The 19,979-nt window shown below is 49.5% G+C and carries 19 protein-coding genes; 15 read left to right on the top strand and 4 right to left on the bottom strand.

Going from position 1 to position 19,979, the window contains the following annotated elements; genetic code table 11:
• Positions 1-82 precede the first annotated feature (82 nt).
• From H6G00_RS16855 to H6G00_RS16815, 9 genes are all read left to right on the top strand, one after another.
• Complete coding sequence (locus tag H6G00_RS16855) at positions 83-1,729, top strand: ABC transporter substrate-binding protein (protein WP_190797639.1); 1,647 nt, start codon at positions 83-85, stop codon at positions 1,727-1,729.
• A gap of 37 nt (positions 1,730-1,766) precedes the next feature.
• Positions 1,767-2,024: a hypothetical protein gene (locus H6G00_RS16850; RefSeq protein WP_190797638.1), complete on the top strand. Its 258-nt coding sequence runs from the start codon at positions 1,767-1,769 to the stop codon at positions 2,022-2,024.
• Positions 2,025-2,026: 2 nt separating this feature from the next.
• Positions 2,027-3,037, top strand: a complete 1,011-nt coding sequence (locus H6G00_RS16845) for an ABC transporter permease (RefSeq protein ID WP_190797637.1) — start codon at positions 2,027-2,029, stop codon at positions 3,035-3,037.
• Positions 3,038-3,113: 76 nt separating this feature from the next.
• Entirely contained in the window at positions 3,114-4,001 is an 888-nt protein-coding gene (locus tag H6G00_RS16840; RefSeq protein WP_190797636.1) for an ABC transporter permease, read from the top strand.
• 150 nt (positions 4,002-4,151) lie between these two features.
• Positions 4,152-5,354, top strand: coding sequence for a WD40 repeat domain-containing protein (locus H6G00_RS16835; RefSeq protein ID WP_190797635.1), 1,203 nt, complete (start codon positions 4,152-4,154; stop codon positions 5,352-5,354).
• Positions 5,355-5,395: 41 nt separating this feature from the next.
• Entirely contained in the window at positions 5,396-6,295 is a 900-nt protein-coding gene (locus tag H6G00_RS16830; RefSeq protein WP_190797634.1) for an ABC transporter permease, read from the top strand.
• A 131-nt stretch (positions 6,296-6,426) separates the two neighbouring features.
• A complete protein-coding gene (locus H6G00_RS16825) occupies positions 6,427-7,356 on the top strand; it encodes an ROK family protein (protein WP_190797633.1) in 930 nt (309 codons plus the stop codon).
• A gap of 37 nt (positions 7,357-7,393) precedes the next feature.
• Positions 7,394-8,260, top strand: a complete 867-nt coding sequence (locus H6G00_RS16820) for a HAMP domain-containing sensor histidine kinase (RefSeq protein ID WP_190797632.1) — start codon at positions 7,394-7,396, stop codon at positions 8,258-8,260.
• 83 nt (positions 8,261-8,343) lie between these two features.
• Positions 8,344-9,429, top strand: a complete 1,086-nt coding sequence (locus tag H6G00_RS16815) for a sulfate ABC transporter substrate-binding protein (RefSeq protein WP_190797631.1) — start codon at positions 8,344-8,346, stop codon at positions 9,427-9,429.
• 65 nt (positions 9,430-9,494) lie between these two features.
• Here H6G00_RS16815 and H6G00_RS16810 read toward each other — a convergent pair whose 3' ends face one another.
• The 3 genes from H6G00_RS16810 to cobS all read right to left on the bottom strand — a co-directional run bounded on the left by H6G00_RS16810 (position 9,495) and on the right by cobS (position 11,820).
• A complete protein-coding gene (locus tag H6G00_RS16810; protein ID WP_190643336.1) occupies positions 9,495-10,142 on the bottom strand; it encodes a response regulator transcription factor in 648 nt (215 codons plus the stop codon).
• Between the two features lie 326 nt (positions 10,143-10,468).
• Complete coding sequence (locus H6G00_RS16805) at positions 10,469-10,903, bottom strand: ferredoxin (protein WP_190797630.1); 435 nt, start codon at positions 10,901-10,903, stop codon at positions 10,469-10,471.
• A gap of 122 nt (positions 10,904-11,025) precedes the next feature.
• Positions 11,026-11,820 (bottom strand): adenosylcobinamide-GDP ribazoletransferase, encoded by a 795-nt coding sequence (gene cobS, locus H6G00_RS16800; RefSeq protein ID WP_199318540.1) that lies wholly within the window; start codon positions 11,818-11,820, stop codon positions 11,026-11,028.
• Positions 11,821-12,404: 584 nt separating this feature from the next.
• On the opposite strand from cobS, the gene H6G00_RS16795 reads away from it, so the two are divergent.
• From H6G00_RS16795 to H6G00_RS16770, 6 genes are all read left to right on the top strand, one after another.
• The gene (locus tag H6G00_RS16795; RefSeq protein ID WP_190643339.1) at positions 12,405-12,863 is read left to right on the top strand and encodes a hypothetical protein; all 459 of its coding nucleotides are present in this window, start codon (positions 12,405-12,407) and stop codon (positions 12,861-12,863) included.
• 117 nt (positions 12,864-12,980) lie between these two features.
• On the top strand, positions 12,981-14,093 hold the full coding sequence (tgt, locus tag H6G00_RS16790) for a tRNA guanosine(34) transglycosylase Tgt (protein WP_190797629.1): 1,113 nt from the start codon (positions 12,981-12,983) through the stop codon (positions 14,091-14,093).
• Positions 14,094-14,201: 108 nt separating this feature from the next.
• On the top strand, positions 14,202-14,447 hold the full coding sequence (locus tag H6G00_RS16785) for a ChaB family protein (RefSeq protein WP_190643341.1): 246 nt from the start codon (positions 14,202-14,204) through the stop codon (positions 14,445-14,447).
• Positions 14,448-14,629: 182 nt separating this feature from the next.
• Positions 14,630-14,989 (top strand): hypothetical protein, encoded by a 360-nt coding sequence (locus H6G00_RS16780; protein ID WP_190688574.1) that lies wholly within the window; start codon positions 14,630-14,632, stop codon positions 14,987-14,989.
• A 7-nt stretch (positions 14,990-14,996) separates the two neighbouring features.
• Entirely contained in the window at positions 14,997-16,346 is a 1,350-nt protein-coding gene (locus tag H6G00_RS16775) for a glutamine synthetase family protein (RefSeq protein WP_190797628.1), read from the top strand.
• A complete protein-coding gene (locus H6G00_RS16770; RefSeq protein WP_190797627.1) occupies positions 16,346-17,461 on the top strand; it encodes an amidohydrolase family protein in 1,116 nt (371 codons plus the stop codon). The genes H6G00_RS16775 and H6G00_RS16770 overlap by 1 nt, the downstream gene beginning before the upstream one ends.
• A 41-nt stretch (positions 17,462-17,502) precedes the next feature.
• On the opposite strand, the gene H6G00_RS16765 is transcribed toward H6G00_RS16770, so the two are convergent.
• Positions 17,503-19,911 (bottom strand): PAS domain S-box protein, encoded by a 2,409-nt coding sequence (locus H6G00_RS16765; RefSeq protein WP_190797626.1) that lies wholly within the window; start codon positions 19,909-19,911, stop codon positions 17,503-17,505.
• Between the last annotated feature and the right edge of the window lie 68 nt (positions 19,912-19,979).

Below are 19,979 nucleotides of genomic sequence, written 5' to 3'. Positions count from 1 at the left end.
AACACGAGTTAGAAGACTACTTACCCTTCTGGCAACGTTCTGAAACATTGCCCAAATGGGACATCACTATTGTTCCACAGTAATGGGTACTTTATTTTTCCGCAAACCCCTTAGCATGGTGTTTGCTCTAACCATAGTTCTTTCAAACTGTGGTGGCTCTCCAGACGCGACTGATTCTCCAGAAGCAAGCAGCCCTGCCGCATCTTCAGAACAGCAGGCACTTGTGTTTGGGCTGGGAGGACAACCTGCCAACCTCGAACCTGGCAATATCACGGACAACAATTCAATTTATGTACACGAACAGATTTACGATCGCCTGGTTCACTTTGAGCCAGGAACCACTTCTCCCGTCCCAGGTTTAGCCACAGAGTGGTCGGCGTCAGAGGATGGTTTGACCTGGACATTTACGCTACGGGAAGGGGTAACGTTTCATGATGGCACTCCTTTTAATGCGGAGGCAGTCAGAGTTAATGTTGAGCGTTGGTGGGACCCGGCTAGTCCAACCGGATATCGCGATGCGGGCAGAGGATACGAAATCTGGCCCGGTTTATTTGGCGGCTTTAAAGGAGACGAAGCCTCTTCACTAGTGTCCCTAAATGTAGTGGATGACTACACCATCGAGTTTGTTTTGAATCAGCCGTTTGCTGCTTTCCCGGTGGCGATCGGTTCTGGTTATTTTGGCATTGCTAGCCCGACCGCGATCGAGGAAGCTGGACCAGATTATGGAACTCCTGGATCGACCGCAGTGGGAACTGGTCCTTACGTTTTGGACGAATGGCGATCGGGCGATCGCGTCATTCTCTCAGCCAACCCTGAGTATTGGGATGGAGCACCCGCTGAAGAGCAGCTTGTTGTCCGCTTTATCACTGACCCCTCGACCCGATTGGCTGAGCTGAGAGCCGGAAGCATTGACTTTACGGTAGAGCTAGCGCCCGACCAGCTTCAGGAAATTGAAGGCGACGATAATTTAGAAGCAGTTTTCCGCGAATCTTTTAATGTCGGTTATTTGGGGTTAAATACTGGCTTTGAGCCATTAGCAGATGTACGGGTGAGGAAGGCGATCGCCTTAGCAATCAACCGTCCAGAAATCGTTAGTGCCTTTTGGGGCGAACTCGGCGTATCTGATCCGCACTTCTTGCCCCCTTCTATGGAAAACTTCAACGCTAACGACCTGGAAGTTTATCCTTACGATCCAGAACAGGCAAAGCAACTGTTGAGTGAAGCGGGCTACGCCGATGGCTTTGACCTGGAAATGTACTACATGCCTGTTTCTCGTCCTTACTTTCCTACGCCCAAACCGATCGCTGAAGCATTTGCGGCTGACCTGAGTGCGATCGGCATTAACGTCTCGTTACAAACCAAAGACTGGGCTGTCTACATCGAAGACAGCAAAAAGCCACCCGGATTTCAATCCTTCATGTTGGGTTGGACAGGCGACTATGGTGACCCTGATAACTTCTACTACTATCACTTTGGACCAGGTGGCACCACTGATATCGGTGAATGGAAAAGCGATCGCGTCATTGAGCTACTCAATCAGGCTCGTGCCGAAGACGACCAGGGCTCAAGGGAACAGGCATACGCTGAAGTAGACAAAATTCTCTACGACGAAGTTGTGCGAATTCCCATCGTTCACTCACAGCCCCTCCTAGCACAGCGCACCAACATCCAGGGTTGGAACCCTAGCCCCTTAGGATCTGAACCCTTCAACACGGTTAGCAAGGAATAAACCTTTTAGGGAACAGCGCCTTCAGGACGGAGGAGTGATGAAGCAGTGTAGGGGCGTGGCATTCAGGCAAAAGCTCTATTGCAGAGCAGAGCTGCCGAATGCTGCGCCCTTAAAAATTTGGGCATTGCTGATTTGGGCTATGAATTGCGTAGGGGCGTTTCGCGAAACGCCCCTACAGGTGGGATCAATGCCCGTGGATCATACTCACATTCAGCAACACCAAAATTTGCTGCTCCCTATCTTTCGCTTCTTGCAATCAGTTTCACGCTTGGAGTTTTTGCTAGCAAATAGCTAATCATGCTGCGATACATCGTTAGACGACTGCTCGGACTGGTGCCCGTATTTCTGGGAATTACCCTGCTCGTATTTACCCTGCTCCATGCAATTCCCGGTGACCCAGCCGTGTTTTTAATGGGAGAAAGGGCAACGCCTGACCAGATCGCTGCCTTTCGAGAGCAAATGGGGTTAAACGAACCGTTGCCCATTCAATACTTCACTTTTTTAGGAAGCGTGCTGCGGCTTGATTTTGGTAACAGCATCGTCACCGGAATTCCGATCGCCGCTGAAATTGGACGACGTTGGGCAGCCAGTTTTGAATTAACGGCCTCCGCTGTGCTGTTCTCAATCTTGGTTGGAGTGCCAGCAGGAATTATTGCCGCAGTTCGCAAAAACAGTTGGGTAGATAACCTGGCAATGACGGTTTCGCTGGTCGGCGTTTCTATGCCTGTCTACTGGTTAGGATTGCTGTTGATTTACCTATTTGCGGTAAATCTAGACTGGCTGCCGCCCAGCGGACGAATTGGCATCAGTGAAGGGTTTGGCTTTCAGCCGATCACGGGCTTTTATGTGCTGGATGCGCTATTGCGGTTCAACTTTACTGCGCTGAGAGATATTTTGGCTCACCTGATTTTGCCTGCGATCGCCCTTGGCACCATTCCTTTGGCGATCGTCGCTCGGCTCACCCGCAGCGCCATGCTAGAAGTCTTGTCCCAAGACTACATCCGCACCGCCAGAGCAAAGGGCCTCTTAGAACGCTGGGTCATTCTCAAACATGCGCTCAAGAACGCCCTTTTACCCGTAATCACTATCATTGGGCTGCAATTTGGCACCCTGCTCAGCAGCGCCGTCCTCACCGAAACCATTTTCTCCTGGCCCGGCATCGGCGAATGGATTTACGGCGGCATTCTCGCCAGAGACTATCCGGTTGTTCAAGGAGGTGTAGTTTTCGTTTCCATCACCTTTGTCCTGATCAACCTCCTGGTCGATCTCTCTTACGCCTTCTTCGACCCCAGAATCCAATACAAATAATAACCCTAGTCTCCAACCCCCAACCCCTAGCCTCCAACCCCTAGCCCCTAGTCCCCAGTCCCTAGCCCCTCTACTCATGGAAACCCTTTCCCCTGAAGTCTCCACACAGGCTGCATCGAAACCTTTACAGCGCGTTTATCGCCAGTTCCTTAAATCCAGTTCTGGCAGAATTGGGTTATTTCTCACAGCGGCGTTGCTGTTGCTGGCAATGCTGGCTCCGCTGATTCGTCCTTATGATGCTGCGACAGCACGAAACTATGCCTCTCGCCTCAGCCCAACCGATTTGGAATTTTGGCTGGGCACAGATGGGTTAGGGCGGGATATGTTAACGGCAATCTGGTACGGCATTCGCATCTCGCTAACGATTAGCTTGATTTCGGTGGGGTCAGGTTTGCTGATTGGCACTTTTTTAGGAATGGTCGCAGGCTACTTTCGAGGCTGGCTGGAGACTGTGATCGGTTGGGTTACAGACATTTTGCTGGCTTTTCCACCCACTTTGCTGGCGATCGCTGTTGTCACCGTCACCGGACCTAGCCTCCCTAGCGTCATGATTGCGGTTGGCGTAGTCCAAATTCCAATTTTCATTCGCCTGACCCGCAGCATGGTGCTGTCTCTACGCGAACAGGATTTTGTCCAAACCGTCAGAGCTTTTGGCGCAACTTCCGATCGCATCATCATCAGCCACATCCTGCCAGCCAGTCTTGCTCCTCTTATCGTGCAGGCAACTCTGGCATTAGGTACGGCAACTCTGGAGGCGGCTGGTTTAGGATTTCTGGGTTTAGGTGCAAAACCACCGACACCAGAGCTAGGCACGATGCTGTCAGATTCGTTTCGAGGCGGTTATTCCCTCTCCTCTCCTTGGACGATTGTGTTTCCGGGTTTAGCAATTACTCTGATTGTTCTAGCATTTAACTTGCTGGGGGATGGTTTGCGTGACAGCCTTGATCCTAGGGCAAATCGTTGAGATGCCAGTACTTTTTGGATGAGTTATCTTGGGGCTGACTTAAACAGGCACGATGGCAGAAACCAAAAATTGTTTCGGTCATAGATGCCCCAGTAAGGACGCGATGGAATTGCGTCTCTACGAATAAGCTTCCAAAAAGATAAAACATCCATGCAGTTTAAAAAAAATTTGGGCTGGCTGCTTCCTTGGATTGGTCTAGGCGTTCTTGCTGCCTCAGCATTAACCGTCAAAGATCAAGCGATCGCCAGTGCAGAAGCAGAAATTCCTCCACCGACGCTCGTGTGGACTGCTGCTGCCGATCCGCGTGGTGAAGCTGGAACTTCAGAAACCGCAGAATTTTCTCCAGATAGTCAGTTTATTGTCTCAGGTGGAGGAGACGGTAAATTTCGGCTGTGGCGCGTTGCGGATGGCTCCCTGGTTTGGGAAGGGGTTTACTGGGACGGTTCGCTCGATGACAAACAGGGCGAAGTTGAAGCAGTTTTCTTTTCACCCGACGGTGAGCAAATCGCGGTTTCAGGCAATACTGACGGCATTAAAATTTATCGAGCCAGGGATGGTAGCCTTCTCACCACTCTAGAAGGAGATGGCGCAGATGGAATTGCTTTTTCTCCAAATGGACAGTTTTTTGCTGCCCCCAGTCACGGCAACAACAGTCAGGTAAAGATGTATGACCCTGGCGATTGGTCTTTGCAATATGGCGATCGCATCTCGCACCGTAGGGACATCAACTCCATCGACTTCACCCAAGATAGTGAGTATGTCCTGTCAGGTTCAGCCGATCGCACCGTTAAAATTTCTCGCGCCTCGGACGGTCGCCTAGTCAGAACTGTCCGGGCGGCAAACAATGGCGGCTCGGTTAAGTCTGTTCGCCTTTCGCCTGATGGAGAGTTAATCGCCACTGCTAATGGTAATGAAGATGTCGCTAAAGTCTTTCGCTTTGACACAGGCGAACAGATCGCCGAGCTAGAGCATGGCACCTCTTTGGTAGAAGCCGTTGCCTTCTCTCCCGACGGGAAATATCTCGCTACGGGTGGCGGCGGCTCGGAACGTCAAGACCCCAACGAAAACTTTGGCTTCAGACTCTACCGCGTCTCTGATTTCAGCCTTCAACAGCAGATTACTGAACATACTCAGGGTGTGGAGTACATTGACTTTTCACTAGACGGGCAGTACATAGTAACAGCCAGTGAAGACGGTACAATCAAGCTCTGGTCAATCTCTAATCCAGAACAAAACTCTCTTCAAAGCTTACTCAGTAACCCGAACGCTAAAACTGGTGCAACAATGGCGATCGCCCTCATGTTCCTTGGAGCAGTTTTACAGTGGCGACGCACTACCCACAAGCAACCCTAATCTTCCCTAGCCCCAACCCCTAGCCCCTTCCTTACTCCCTAATGACTCCCACCAGGCTCCGCTTTCCCCGATTCCTCCAAGCCTCCCAAAACCCCAGTCTTTCCGTTCAGATGATGTGGGTGGGCATCGTTATTACCTTGCTATTTTTGTCGGTCGCGCTCTTTGCGCCAATGATGGAATCTTGGGGCTGGTTGCGAAACCCAACCGAAACGTTGACGAATCCGTTACACCAGCCCCCCTCATCTGAATATTGGTTTGGCACCAGTCGTCAAGGGTACGACGTTTTCTCACGGGTGCTATTTGGGGCGCAATCGGCAGTGCTGGTGGTGGTTTTAGCAACGGCGCTGAGTCTGGCGATCGGGGTTCCGCTGGGAATGTTAAGTGGCTATCTGGGCGGCAGGCTTGATCGGGTCTTGGTGTTTCTTATGGATACCATCTACACCTTGCCCGGACTCCTACTTTCAGTAACGCTAGCGTTTATTGTGGGGCGAGGGGTGTTGAATGCGGCGATCGCCATCAGCATTGCCTACATTCCGCTGTATTACCGGGTTGTCCGCAACCACACGGTCAGCGTTAAAACCGAAGTTTTCATTGAAGCAGCCCAGGCAATGGGAGCTTCAACCTGGGCGGTTTTATCCCGCTATCTGTTCTTTAATGTGATTCAAAGCGTTCCTGTCTTGTTTACGATGAACGCCGCTGATGCTGTTCTCACACTGGGCAGCCTTGGTTTTCTTGGTTTGGGACTACCTGAACCCACCCCCGACTGGGGTTCCGACCTGCGTCAGGCATTGGATGCTCTACCTACCGGAATCTGGTGGACAGCCCTATTCCCCGGTTTGGCATTGACCCTTCTAGTGGTAGGACTTTCCCTCATTGGCGAAGGACTGAATGAATGGGTCAATCCATTACTACGGCGAGAAAATTGGAGCCAAAAGAATTAAGAACTCAAAGTCTCCACAAAATTCCTAATTTCCGTTTTCAACGAAGTATTAACAACCCCTAGCCTCCCCGTATAATTGGCAGTCATGTAAGCCGCAAGTTAACCAATCCACTGCACTGAGTAGCTCAAAATATGGGGAATCCGAACGCCGCCGATTGCCAGCATTCCTGTCAACACGTTATTGGGGTTGATTTAGGTGGTTCAGCGATTAAACTGGGACGCTTTGGGGCGGATGGCACTTGCCTTCAAACTTTGACTGTGCCGACTCCACAGCCCGCCTATCCAGAACTAGTACTGGCAGCAATGGTAGATGCGATCGCCCAAATTGATCCGCTGGGGCAAAGTGGGGCGATCGGTGTTGGCACTCCTGGCCCGACCGATGCGGAAGGGCGAATTGCCAGAGTCGCCATTAACCTGGAGGGTTGGCACGATATTCCATTAGCAGACTGGCTAGAGTCGAAACTCAACATTCAGACTACCCTTGCCAACGATGCCAACTGCGCTGGATTAGGAGAATTTTGGCTGGGATCAGGTCGCTATTTTCGCAATCTGATTTTGCTGACGCTAGGAACGGGTGTTGGCGGAGCCGTGATTCTAGATGGCAAACTGTTTACTGGACATCATGGCACCGCTGGGGAGCTAGGACTGGTGACGCTCAACATGGACGGGCCAGAATGCAATAGCGGCAATCGTGGCTCTCTAGAACAGTACGCTTCGATTCAAGCCATTCGTCGCCGCACGGGGCTAGAGCCTGATGAGCTAGGTCGCAGAGCCAAAGCCAGAGATGCTGAAGCGATCGCCTTCTGGCAAGATTATGGTTGCCATTTGGGAGCAGGTCTAGCGAGCCTGATCTATGTCCTCACGCCCGAAGCGGTAATCATCGGTGGCGGTATCAGCGCGAGTGCTGAATACTTCTTTCCTGCGACGCTAGCGGAAGTTGAGCGTCGAGTTTTGCCCAGTTCCCGCACGGGTCTACAGCTATTGTCAGCTCAGTTGGGCAACAAAGCAGGGATCGTAGGAGCCGCAAAATTGGCGTGGCAGAAGGTATTGGCAACGGGGTAGCCTGGGAAAGATGAAGCATGAAACATGAGGGATAAATTTGCCGGAGGATAATTTTCAGCAAAAGAATCTGCCGGAGCAAGAACTACTTGCTCAACTTCAGCAAACTCAGCTGGCGTACCACATGGCAGTTGAGATGGGGCAGTTCAAAGCAGGGTTTTTGGCACGCACTTCCCATGAGTTGCGATCGCCCCTCAACAACATCATTAGCCTGCATCAGCTGATCCTGTCCGATCTATGTGACAGCCCAGAGGAGGAGCGAGAAACGATCGCTCAAGCGCAAGCGTCTGCCTCGAAGATGTTGGCACTGTTGGATGAATTAATCAGCATTGCTAAAGTGCAGCACGGCACCTACGAAATGCAAATTCAGCCGCTGCAATTGGCAGACGTGCTCGAAGAAGTTCATGCGCTCACCCACCTGCAAATTCAAGATCGCGGATTGCGGCTAGAAATTGACCCTCCCGATCCAGAAACTTACGTCCTGGCTGATCCGCGCTGGCTCAGGCAAGTTCTAGTCAATCTAGTCGATCCAGCCGTTTCTCAAGTGATGGAGGGCAGCATTCGACTGACCACTCAGGTTGCTCCAGAGCTTCAACAGGTTCACATTCAGATTCAAGATCAGCGGCCAGACCACTTATGGAGCGAGCTACTTAACCCATCGCAGTCCAGCCCTGAGCCTGAAGGAGTGTCCCCGTCAACGAAGCTCCCTGCCTCTAATTCACAGAAGCCTATTAAACCTTCCTTTGGGCTATCTTTGCTAGTCAACCAGTCCTTAATCGAGAAGATGAACGGTCGACTAGAAGTGTTTACACGACCAGCACACGTTTCAGAAGATGCTGCGATCGCTGCCCCTCTCACCCAAATTCAATGTTCCATTCCCTGGATGATGCCTGAAGAGGATGCCTGAAGAGGATGCCTTCACCCGTGTTGGAATTTTTGGTGTACCATTCAACTTTGTAGCTACAAGTACACTATTCCAGTCGGTTAACTGTGCTTTTCTCATCTCTACAACGACTTGCTGCAAGGTTAAAGGGGCGATCGCCTCAAAGATTCCTCTCTTTCCTCTCGACCGGCTTTGTCCTGAGCCTACTTTTAGCTTTCGTTTCAACTGGATTTAGTGCCTGTTCCGTCGTTGACAATGGCAACGTTGTCGAACTCACGCTGGTATCCAACGCGGTTACGGAGGCTGCTTATCGAGAAATCATGCCCTTGTTTGCCGCAGATTGGGAACAGAAGCACCAGCAAAAGGTAGTGTTTAACCAGAGCTACGGCGGCTCAGGAACTCAGTCCCGAGCGGTAATTGAAGGATTGCCAGCAGATATTGTAGACCTGGCTTTAGAACTGGACGTTGAGAAAATTGAAGCAGCAGGGTTGATCCAACCGGGATGGCAAGATCGAGTGCCGAATGGGGCGATCGCTCATCAGTCTGTAGCCGCCTTAGTCACCCGCAGCGGTAACCCTAAATCAATATCAACCTGGGCGGATTTGGCCCAGGTTGATGTCAGCGTTATCACCGCCAACCCACGCACCTCAGGAGGCGCTAGATGGAATTTCCTGGCATTGTGGGGGTCGATCACACAAGCGGGCGGCGATCAACAGACTGCCCTCAATTACACCACACAGGTTTTTGAAAATATTCCTATCCTGCCTAGGGATGCCCGCGAAGCAACCGACGCTTTCTTTCAGCAAGGGCAGGGGGATGTGCTGATTAACTACGAAAACGAAATCATCCTGGCAAAACTAAACGGACAGGACATCTCTTATCTAGTTCCTGAAACTAACATCTCGATTGATAATCCGGTCGCAGTCATTGATGCCAATGTCGATCAGCACGGTACCCGTGAAGTCGCTGAAGCCTTTGTTCAGTTTCTCTTTACCCCAGCAGCGCAGCGAGAATTTGCGCGGTTTGGCTTTCGTCCTGTAGATGAAGCCATCAATACAGAATTTGCTGACCAGTTTCCTCCTGTCACCAATCTGTTTACAATCGCAGATCTGGGAGGGTGGAATACCGTTCAGCAAAAATTCTTTGATGAGGGTGGAGTTTTCGATCAAATTCAAGCCGACCTGACAAAATAGCAGGTTTGTTGTCCTGCTGCTTGCTCGGTCTTTTTAATCAGTTCACTTTAGGGCTATGCCCTGGCTCAAGCCATGCTGTTTTCGATCGCCCAACGAGCCAGCTCCGTTCGGTTGTGTAACCCGGTTTTGCCTAGCATATTGCTGACGTGGCTCTCAATCGTTCGCTGACTCACATTTAGCTCTTCAGCAATTTCACGATTTGCCATACCGCGCGCCACAAATTGCACCACTCTTAGCTCGGTTGGAGTCAACTCCACATCAAATGGAACTTGGATTTTAGGTCCACTATCTGTTCCCTTGTTTTGGTGCTGAATCAGCCGTGAAGCCTGCTTTAGAGAAGACTCAACCTGAGCCACCAGTTCTTCTGGCTCAAACGGCTTCACCATATAGACATCGGCTCCGGTGTTTAGACCCTTGACCCGATCTTGGCTTTGTCCCTTAGCAGACAAAAACAGCACTGGAATCCAGCTTGTCCGTGCGTCCTTTCGCACATGCTCGACCAGCGAATATCCGTCCATCTCAGGCATCATCACATCACAGATGATCATGTCCGGAGTAGCATTCTCTAGCACTTCCAGTGCTTCACGACCATTCTCAGCCGTAATCACTTCATACCCACGAAACTCCAGGTAGTCTTTGACTAACAAAATTAGATTCGGATCATCATCAATCAGCAAAAGCTGTTTATGATCTCCGGCACTGGTTTCCTTCATGCTTTACTACTCGCCACGCATAGGTCAAGAGTAACACTTACAGACAGAGTATTTGGTGTTCTCACAGGACTTTTGAGCTTGCTTGAGAAGAGTTCGGTTTATTTCGACCCTTCCCTCAATATGCTGCCCTTCATTTTGTCGGGTTGCAACAGCCCATCACCCAATTTTTCTTATTTTTTTAATTTCCAGGTTTTTATATCCGGCAATTTATTTCCATATAAAGAAATAAATTACCGGATATGGAAATAAGTTACCTTATAAGATAATTTTTTGCTTTTTAAGCCTATGGGAAGGTGCTACTTAAAACAGGAATTTTCTAAGTTTTATCACTTACTCGGTTCAGAGCCAGAAACTTGGGCTGATTCAGGCAAAGGATGGACTAGAAATGCGTACTCTGACACAATGCGATCGCCGATCAAATGCTCTTGAATAATCTGCTCAATCACATCTGGGTTGGCGCTGTGATACCAAACTCCATCCGGGTAGACAACCATAATTGGACCTTGCTGACACACGCGCAGACAATTGGCTTTGGTACGAAAGATACAGGTTGGGCGATCGCTAGTTGGCACATCTAGTTTTACTTCTTTCAACCGCTGCTTGAGATAATTCCAAGCAACTAGACTGACCGCCTTATCGCAGCACTTAGGCACAGTTTGATCGGCACATATAAAGACATGTCGTTGGACTTGGGGCAAGCCGAGAGACTGGGAGCAGGCTGTCAATGAATTAGGTGCTGAGCGATCACAGTCGGAAGTCATGAATCTATAGAGTGGAAGACCGGGGGCAAAAAACTTGGGATTTCAGGCTATGGACTTAACCCGTTATCCATCTTAACTATATCTAGATCCGTATCTAGGTCCGTTCAAATTCCTTTCCTGGATCAGCTTTGCAGGGTTGTGAACACGACTAGCCACAGGGCTTCTGTCCACTCTACGACTGCTCCATAGGTATCGCCTGTGTGTCCTCCTAATTGACGGTTGAACCAGGCTGCGGTGAGCAGAGCGATCGCACTTCCTGCTGCCACTGAGCCAAGTGTCACAGCCCACAGAGCAGAATCCCAAAAGACAGGGATGCAACTCAATCCCAACAGCAAGCAAAACCCGGGCATCACATCTTTGAGTGAGCGAATCGCAGCTTTGTGAAAGGCTCCTTTGCCCGTTGGCTTTAGATAAGGGTAACGGGCGATCGCCACTTGCTGCCCCCATCGCCCCCAACCTGCTGCCAAGGGCAAAGCCAGTCCATGCCAGGCGGTGAGATCGCTCAGAGCGGTGACTTTCAGCAAGAGAATGGCGATCGCCGCCATTGCGCCAAATGCACCCGTCGCACTATCTGCCATCACCTCAAGTCGGCGCTGCCGATCTAACACAGCTAACCCGTCAGCCGTATCCATTGCTCCATCCAGGTGGAGCCCTCCTGTGACCGCGACCCAGGCAATGACGATGATGGCATTACGGGTCAGGTCGGGCACTCCCAGCAGATGCAAGCCTTGATGAAGAAGTCCTAATATTCCGCCAATGATTAGCCCGACCAGAGGTGCAAGTCGGGCGACGTTTTGAAATTCTAATTTTCCGGTTATCGGAATGGGGATGCAGGTGTAAAAGGCAATCGCAGCAACCAAGCTAGATAAAGATCCTACTGCTTTGCTAGAGAGCGATCGCCACCTTTGCCTGTTCAACTGCGTTGAAGGCTGTTTATCGGACAAAACTATCTATCTCCAAGACTGTGCATCTCCCACAATTATTTGCTAATGTGTTGGATTCAGCCTAATGGCCGAATATTTTAGTACAGGGCGGGAGCCATAATCTAGTCACTGACGACAGGAAAATCTCAAAAATCCAATTAGACGAGTGTCACAAAGATAAGTTCCGTAAATTTCATTAAGAAGTAGGCTAGAATCCTGGAATAACATTGTCTCATGCACTACTTTTTCTCTCCTGGTTTCGTTGCTTGTTAGTCTTCCTTCTGTTCGTCATTCTCACTACTAACGACCAAAGCTAGGGCAATAGAGCCAATTTATCCTTCGTTAAACGCTTTTTCCTGAAACGCTTTGTCCTGAAGTAGTGTATCCAGCCCAGCATGATAAGTTAGCTGTTTTTCAGATTCATGGTTCAAACTGCGATTCGCCCAGGCGAATTCTGCTGTTACTTCTGATCTAGACAGTGCTGGAGACAACCCCTCAATGGGATAACTCCTCAATAGTTGCATCATTTAGTTGTTAGCAAACCTGAGGTCTTCCTAGACCAAGGGCTTTTTCATTCTATGAGTCACGATCAACTTTCTGGAAACACCAAATTGCCAGCCCCCTGCATTGTTGACAATGGCATCGTCGTCAACAAGCAAGATATGCAAAGGTTGCTGGCTGACTTGAGTCGGGTTCATTACAGCTACAGTCAAGACGGCAAGCTGCTAGCGGAAGACGAAGGGTATGTGTTAGAAGTGTTTGCTGATCCTCAACGGTCAACACTTGTAGCCAACCATACGCTCTACCTCAACGTTCAGAGCTTTGATTACTTGGAGCTTAAGCGTGTCCCTGACGAGCAACCCTGCTTTGACCTAATGCAAGACGGCAGCGTTTTGCGGCTGATTCCACTCTCCAATCCGCTTCAAGAACAGAGCACCCGGAGTCTCAATGCTGCAGCCCTAGAAGCAGTCGTTGCCGAAGTACTTTCCGCCAATTGGGATGTGCGAATTGACGATGAAGAAAATTTCTCTCTCTAAGATATAAGAATCCTGATTGGTTCTTGATAGTGATTGCGGTTGTTAGGCCTAGGCTAGACCTTTGTCCAATAACTGCAATCATTTAGTATTGCTATAGTTTCTTTTGATGAATTAGGCGTGGGATTTTCTTTTCAGTGTCAGGGTCGCTGTCGGCATACGCAAGCAAGGGCTGGAGTTTTTTCAACCCCTCACGGTTTGGTAGAAACTCCACGCTTTATGCCGGTAGGAACGCTAGCTAATGTTAAAACTTTGACTCCAGCCCAGTTGCAGGCGACTGGAGCGCAGATGATTTTGTCTAATACGTATCATCTGCATCTTCAGCCCGGTGAAGCTATTGTGCAGCAGGCAGGTGGATTGCACCAGTTTATGGGCTGGAGTGGTCCGATTTTGACTGATTCGGGTGGCTTTCAGGTATTTAGCCTAAGCGAAATGCGATCGCTCTCCGAGGAGGGGGTGACGTTTCGATCGCCCCGCGATGGGCAAATTATTCACCTGACTCCGGAGCGCTCAATCCAGATTCAAAATGCACTAGGGGCAGATGTGATCATGGCATTTGATGAATGTCCCCCCTATCCTGCCAGTCGGGAAGCGATTGTTGCTGCAACCGACCGTACCTACCGCTGGCTGGAACGCTGCATCACAGCTCATCAACGTCAAGATCAGGCGCTATTTGGAATTGTTCAAGGGGGCGTTTATCCTGACTTGCGGCAGCAGTCCGCTCGTGACCTGGCAAAGTTGAACTTGCCGGGGTACGCGATTGGCGGTGTCAGTGTGGGTGAGCCGCCAGAGTTAATCGAGAAAATTGTGCAGGCAACGACTCCTTTACTGCCAGAGGAGAAACCCCGCTATCTGATGGGAGTTGGCACCTATCGGGAAATGGCACAGGCGATCGCTGCTGGTATTGACTTATTTGACTGCGTGATCCCAACTCGCTTGGCGCGGCATGGCAACGCCCTGGTGGGGGGCGATCGCTGGAACCTGAGAAACAATCGTTTCCGAGAGGATTTTAGCCCACTTGATGAAACCTGCCCCTGCTATACCTGCAAGCAATTTACCCGTGCTTATGTGAGTCATTTGCTGCGATCGCAGGAGCTCTTGGCATACACTTTGCTGTCGATTCACAACATTACTGAACTAATTCGATTTACTCAACGAATTAGGGAAGCGATATTGAGCGATCGCTTTGTCACTGAATTTGCTCATTGGCTCAAGCCTGAAATGCCTGAATGAACGCAAAATAGCTACTGTAGGGAGATTTCATTCTCTACCAGCCGAAAGAGGAGCAGATGATATTAGCCTCTTAAGATAAGGCAAAAGATTAAAGTAGGAGCATTAAAAATGCCTTATCAACAAGTAGATGAATTGCCAGCTGACGTAAAAGACAAGCTATTAGAAGGTTCAGCACAAATTTTTGTGGCAGCTTTTAACAGCGCCGAGTCAAACGGAATGGATCAAAACGCGGCTCAACGAGTTGCTTGGAATACCGTAAAGCAAGACTACGTGCAAGGCGATGATGGCTGCTGGCGACGGGTTCCCCAGCAGACTAACATCACCAACAAAGCTGTGCAGTCCGGCGGCAACTAATTTCGGTAATTAGCAAAATTGGGCAAGAAGGGGAAGGCAAACTTCCCCTTCTTTTTATTTGGGTAGCAGTTTTATAAAGCGTTGGTAATGGGTGAAGCAGATCCAGCAACAACTTTGGGAGTTATCCGTCGAAGATCTAGTTTTTGCGATCGCCACATTCACTGAAGAGCAGGTAAGCTTTTATGGTAGAAAACTCAAGTTCTTCCCAACCTAAGGACAGCCAAAAATTAAAAGGGCTAATTGTACGAGGGGTCGTTGGTGCAATTTCGCTGGCAGGTGCAACTGCAATTCCGCTAATTGTTCAACGAGTTTTGTCTCCTGCTCCTGTAGTTAGTCCAGCTACACCTGCACCACAAACGTCCTCAGTGCAACCTCCATCTTCAGTACAGCCTCCGTCCTCAGTGTCACCTGCAGCTGAACAGAGTAGCAATCAGACTGAAATTGAGCAGACTGAAGCTGATCGGACTGAAGAAGCGGATGAACCGAGAGAACGCGAAGAAAAACGCCGGGGACGAGATAAGCATAGACGCGATCGCGATTAGGCTGCCGATGGAAAACCAACTGCCAGATTTAGACTTACAGAACGTCCACTTTGTGCGACTGCTCTGGTGCGATAATGCCAACGTGATTCGGGGAAAGGCATTTCACACAAGATTTCTGGCAGAACATCAAAAACACGGTATTGGGATTTCAATGGCTCAGCAGGCGATCCCCGTGATGTACGATGCTGTTGCTCCTGGCAGCGGCTTAGGTCCCGTGGGAGAAGCATGGCTAGCGCCTGATTGGTCTACGTTTAACCCTTTGCCCTATGCGCCTGGACACGCTCGTGTAATGGGTGATTTGGTCACAAATGGAGTGCCCTGGGCGCTTTGCCCGCGCGGATTTTTGCGGCGAATGATTGCGGCAGCGGCGGTGGAAGGGCTAGAAATCATAGCGGCATTTGAGAATGAGTTTTATTTGCTCCAGTCCGCTGGTTTAAATGCTGAGCGAGATGCTAAACCCATTCCCGTAGACCATACGGTATTTGCGTCAACGCTAGGGATGGATTTGAATCAGACCGTGATTGATGCGATCGCTGATGCCCTGATCGCCCAAAAGATCCCCGTAGAGCGCTACTATCCGGAGTCGGGTCCTGGACAGCACGAAATCTCTATTCGTTATACCCATGCGCTTCAGGCAGTCGACTGGCAGATTGCCTTTCGTGAAACGGTGCGCGGTGTAGCATTGCGGCATGGGTTGCGAGCTTCTTTTTTGCCTAAAATTTTTGTGGATCAGGCTGGAAGTGGCTGTCATCTGCACTTGAGCCTCTGGCAAGACGGGCAAAACCTTTTACCCGACGTGAATGAAATGGGCGAACTTTCCGCCATCGCTAAGGCTTTTGTTGCCGGAATTTTGCATCATCTGCCTGCACTGATGGCGTTAACGACCCCTAGCCCCAATTCCTATCGTCGGCTTCAGCCCCACTTTTGGAGTGGGGCTTTTCGCTGCTGGGGCGTAGACAATCGAGAAGCAGCGGTGCGAGTGCCCAGCAATCCTGTGCCTCCCAGTCCGACCCACTTTGAGCTAAAGACGGTAGATGCGTCTGCTAATCCTTATCTGGCATTGGGGGCAGCGATCGCCGCTGGATTGGACGGCATCCGACGCAGACTTGATCCCGGAGAACCTATCTCGGTCGATCCGGGATCCTTGCCAGCAGCAGAGCGCCAGCAGCGAGGGATTGATCGACTGCCCGAAAATTTAGGAGAGGCGATCGCCCATCTCCAGCAAGACGAAGTTTTGCTTCAGGCACTAGAACCTGCGTTGGCACAGGCATTTCTTGCAGTTCGCACTGCTGAGTGGGAAGCTATGAAGCAATTTACGCTTGAAGAAGAAGTCAAACTATTGCTAGAGCGCTACTAATGGATTTAGGAAGCATCCCAGCCATTGATCAGCACGCCCACAACCTGGTGCGTTCAGAAGCTTTTGCCCAAATGCCCTACGCAGCAGCTTTTACCGAAGGCTATGATGCCCAGATCCTTACCCAGCACGCCCAACACACTCTCTGCTATCGACGCAGCCTCAGAGACATTGCCGCTCTGCTCAACTGTGAACCGGATGAAGCGGCGATTTTGGCACGTCGCACAGAGCTAGGGTTAGAACCACTAACGAAGCTATGCTTTGAGGCTGCTAATTTAGAATCAATTTTGCTGGACGACGGATTTTTGCCAGACACAATTTTGCCTGCGGAGTGGCATCAGCAGTTTGTTCCGGTGCATCGGCTGCTGCGGTTGGAATATTTGGCGGAGCAGTTGATTAGCCAGGTTAGCCGCTTCGACATATTTTTGGAGTGGTTTCGCAGTGAGCTTGACCCGCCACCCCAAGGAGTTGTGGGCTTCAAAAGCATTGCAGCTTATCGGACAGGTTTGGACATTCAGCCCATTCCTTACGATCTGGCAGAAGATCAGTTCTATGCAATTAAAGAAGCATTTCCGGATCAGCCTATTCGGTTGATGAACAAGCCGTTGATTGACTTTTTGCTCTGCCAGGGATTGGCGATCGCCAACCAATATCAGCTTCCCGTGCAGTTTCATACAGGTTTTGGTGATCCTGACCTGGACTTACGGCTAGCCAATCCGCTGCACTTGCGACCGCTGTTAGAAGATCTAGGTTTTCGTCAAGCTCCAATCGTTTTGCTCCACGCCGCTTACCCCTTTATGCGTGAAGCAGGCTATCTGGCGGCGGTCTATCCACACGTTTATGTCGATTTTGGCTTGGCTGTGCCGTTTTTGAGTACTGCCGGGATGCGGCAGACGGTGCAAATGTTGATTGAGCTGAGTCCTATGAGCAAAGTGATGTATTCCTCTGATGCTCACCTGATTCCAGAACTGTATTATCTAGGAGCAAAATGGGGGCGAACGGTGTTGGGTGAGGTGCTAGAGCAAACCATTCAAGACGGAGACTTAACTGCAAAAGAAGCAGAAGAGGGGGCGATCGCCATTCTTAACGGCAATGCCAATCGGCTCTACCGTACCTGACCCTTCAAAAATGTTTTTAAGTGAATTCTTAACAGGTTAATCTATTTCCTTTGCTGTTGAATCGGAATCTCGATGACAAACTCTGCTCCTCGCCCAGGGAAGGAGTTGCACTTTAGTGTTCCTCCATGTCTGTCTGTGACGATTTGATAGCTGATCGAAAGTCCCATTCCAGTCCCTTTACCGACGGGTTTTGTTGTAAAGAATGGATCAAATAATCGATTTTGAACGGCTTCTGCCATGCCCAGTCCATTATCGGCAAGTCGAATATGAATCCAGTCTTCATTGAGCATTTGAGTCGAAATCTGAATCAAAGGCTTGAAGGATTTAATTCTTTGATTTCGAGCAAAACTATTTGATTCAGCTTCAAGCTGAGCTAAACACTCTTCTAGAGCATCAATTGAATTGCTCAGAATGTTCATAAAAACCTGATTCATCTGTCCGGCGTAACATTCTACTAACGGCAAGTCGCCGTAATCTCTGAGTACTTGAATTGCCTGTCGGTTGTGTTGAGCTTTAAGTCGATTTTGTAGAATCATCAAGGTGCTATCAATTCCTTCATGAATGTCGACTGTCTTAGTTTCTAGCTGGTCAGTATGAGAGAAGGTGCGAAGAGAAGCGATGATTTTCTCAATTCGATCTGCACCTACTTTCATAGAAGTTAGGAGCTTGGGCAAATCTTCGATTAAAAAATCTAAGTCGATCGCTGTTGCTTTAGTTTGAATTTCTGAATCTGGATTGGGGTAGTGCTTCTGATATAGATTTAATAACGCCAGCAAGTTATGAGTGTACTCTTTGGCATGAGCGAGGTTGCCGTAGATAAAGCTAACAGGATTGTTGATTTCGTGAGCAACTCCAGCGACAAGTTGACCTAGCGAAGACATTTTTTCGCTCTGAATTAGCTGGGTCTGTGTTTGCTTGAGTTCCTGTAAAGTCTTTTCTAAATCGAGCGCCTGCTGTCTCAATTGAGTCTCTGACTGGCGCAGGGCTGCTTCTGCCTGCTGGCGTTCTGTGATGTCGTCGTAAGAGCCAAGAATGCCCACAACATTGCCCGCAGCATCGTACAGCGGAATTTTGCTGGAATCAATCCAAATTTGGCTACCATCTGCCAAGAACATAGTTTCAATTACATGCAGAGCAGCTATTCCTGTTTCAATTAGATAAGCATCAGATTCTCTAAAGTGATCAGCTTGTTCTTGAGGAATCGGAAAATCGTAATCTGTTTTTCCAACAATATCATCAGGCTTTTCAAGCCCAACGGCATGGGCAAGGTTGCGATTGCAGCCCATATAAACAGAGTTGCGATCTTTCCAATAAATCCATTGAGGGATATTGTTAATGACTAGCTGTAAAAATTCTTGCGATTCTTTTAGCTTATTCTCTGCTTGTTTGCGATCGCTAATGTCGCGCACGATCACTAAAACTTCATCTTCACCACTGACTACAATCCGAACTTCTTCAACTTGAATTCTGCCGTTAATACAAATTTGATGCTCATAAATTTGTGTTTCGCAAGTTTGCAAAGCTCTCTCTACATTAGCCATTCGGAGCTGAGCTAGGTCTGGAGGCAGCGTCTCAAAAATGCTTTTGTTTCGCCATTCCATCTGTGTCTTAAAGGTGACAAAATTTTTGGCTGGAATGAAGTCTAAATAAATACCCTTTCGAGTCATTCTGATCATCAAATCAGGAATCGCATTAAGCAGGGCCCGATAGGTCGCTTCACTTTGGCGGAGGGCTGCTTCTGCCTGTTGGCGATCGCGAACTTCTGCCTGCAAACGGGTAATAGTCGCTGTAAACAGCGTATGCATTCCGGCTTCAGTATCAAGGTATTTGCTGTTGAGATTGCGCTGATGTCGCAATAGCTCCGCTTGCTGAATTGCTGTGATAAGATGAGTCACAATTTGCTCAATCGCTTCAATTTCATCCGCTTGCCACTGGCGGGAAGTAATGCACTGATGCAGACACAAGATCCCCCACAGGCGATCGCCCTGCATAAGGGGTACGCTTAGACTGGACTGGACTTGAAAGTGGCTAAATGTTTGCAAATCGGCTGTTGTCAGGTTGGCAGCATTGACATCAGCAATGGCTAGAATTTGTCCCTGCGGAATTTGTTTTGGGTGGTGTTGTGCCCACAGAAACTGACTCAAAGAGCGAACTGAGGCATCTACTACTAAGACCGAGCTAAACCCAGCAGCGACCTCCTCAGCTACAAACTGCCCTGCGTTCCAATCCTTAGTTGGATTGGAGCGAGGAATTTGCAGCACGCTGACTCGGTCGAGAGCCAAAAAACGCCAAACCTCTGCAACCGCCGTTTGCAAAATCGTACTTAGATCCAGCGATGCTCGAATTTTGGTAATGACGCTCAGCAGCATCTTTTGCTGTTCTAGCTGAAGCTGCTGTAACTCTGCCTTGGGGGAGCGATCGCCCTGCTGAGGCGGAGTATCTAAAGACATAAAGGCATGGATGCTAAAGCGGCTAAGGCTGATATGAACGCTAACGCACCTTTAACCAAGGTTTGCTC

The sequence above is a fragment of the Leptolyngbya sp. FACHB-541 genome, assembly GCF_014695875.1.
In the GTDB taxonomy this organism is placed as follows: Bacteria; Cyanobacteriota; Cyanobacteriia; order Elainellales; family Elainellaceae; genus JAAUTN01.
The sequence above is the reverse complement of the archived record's forward strand: the minus strand, read 5'-3'. Positions and strand labels throughout refer to the sequence as shown.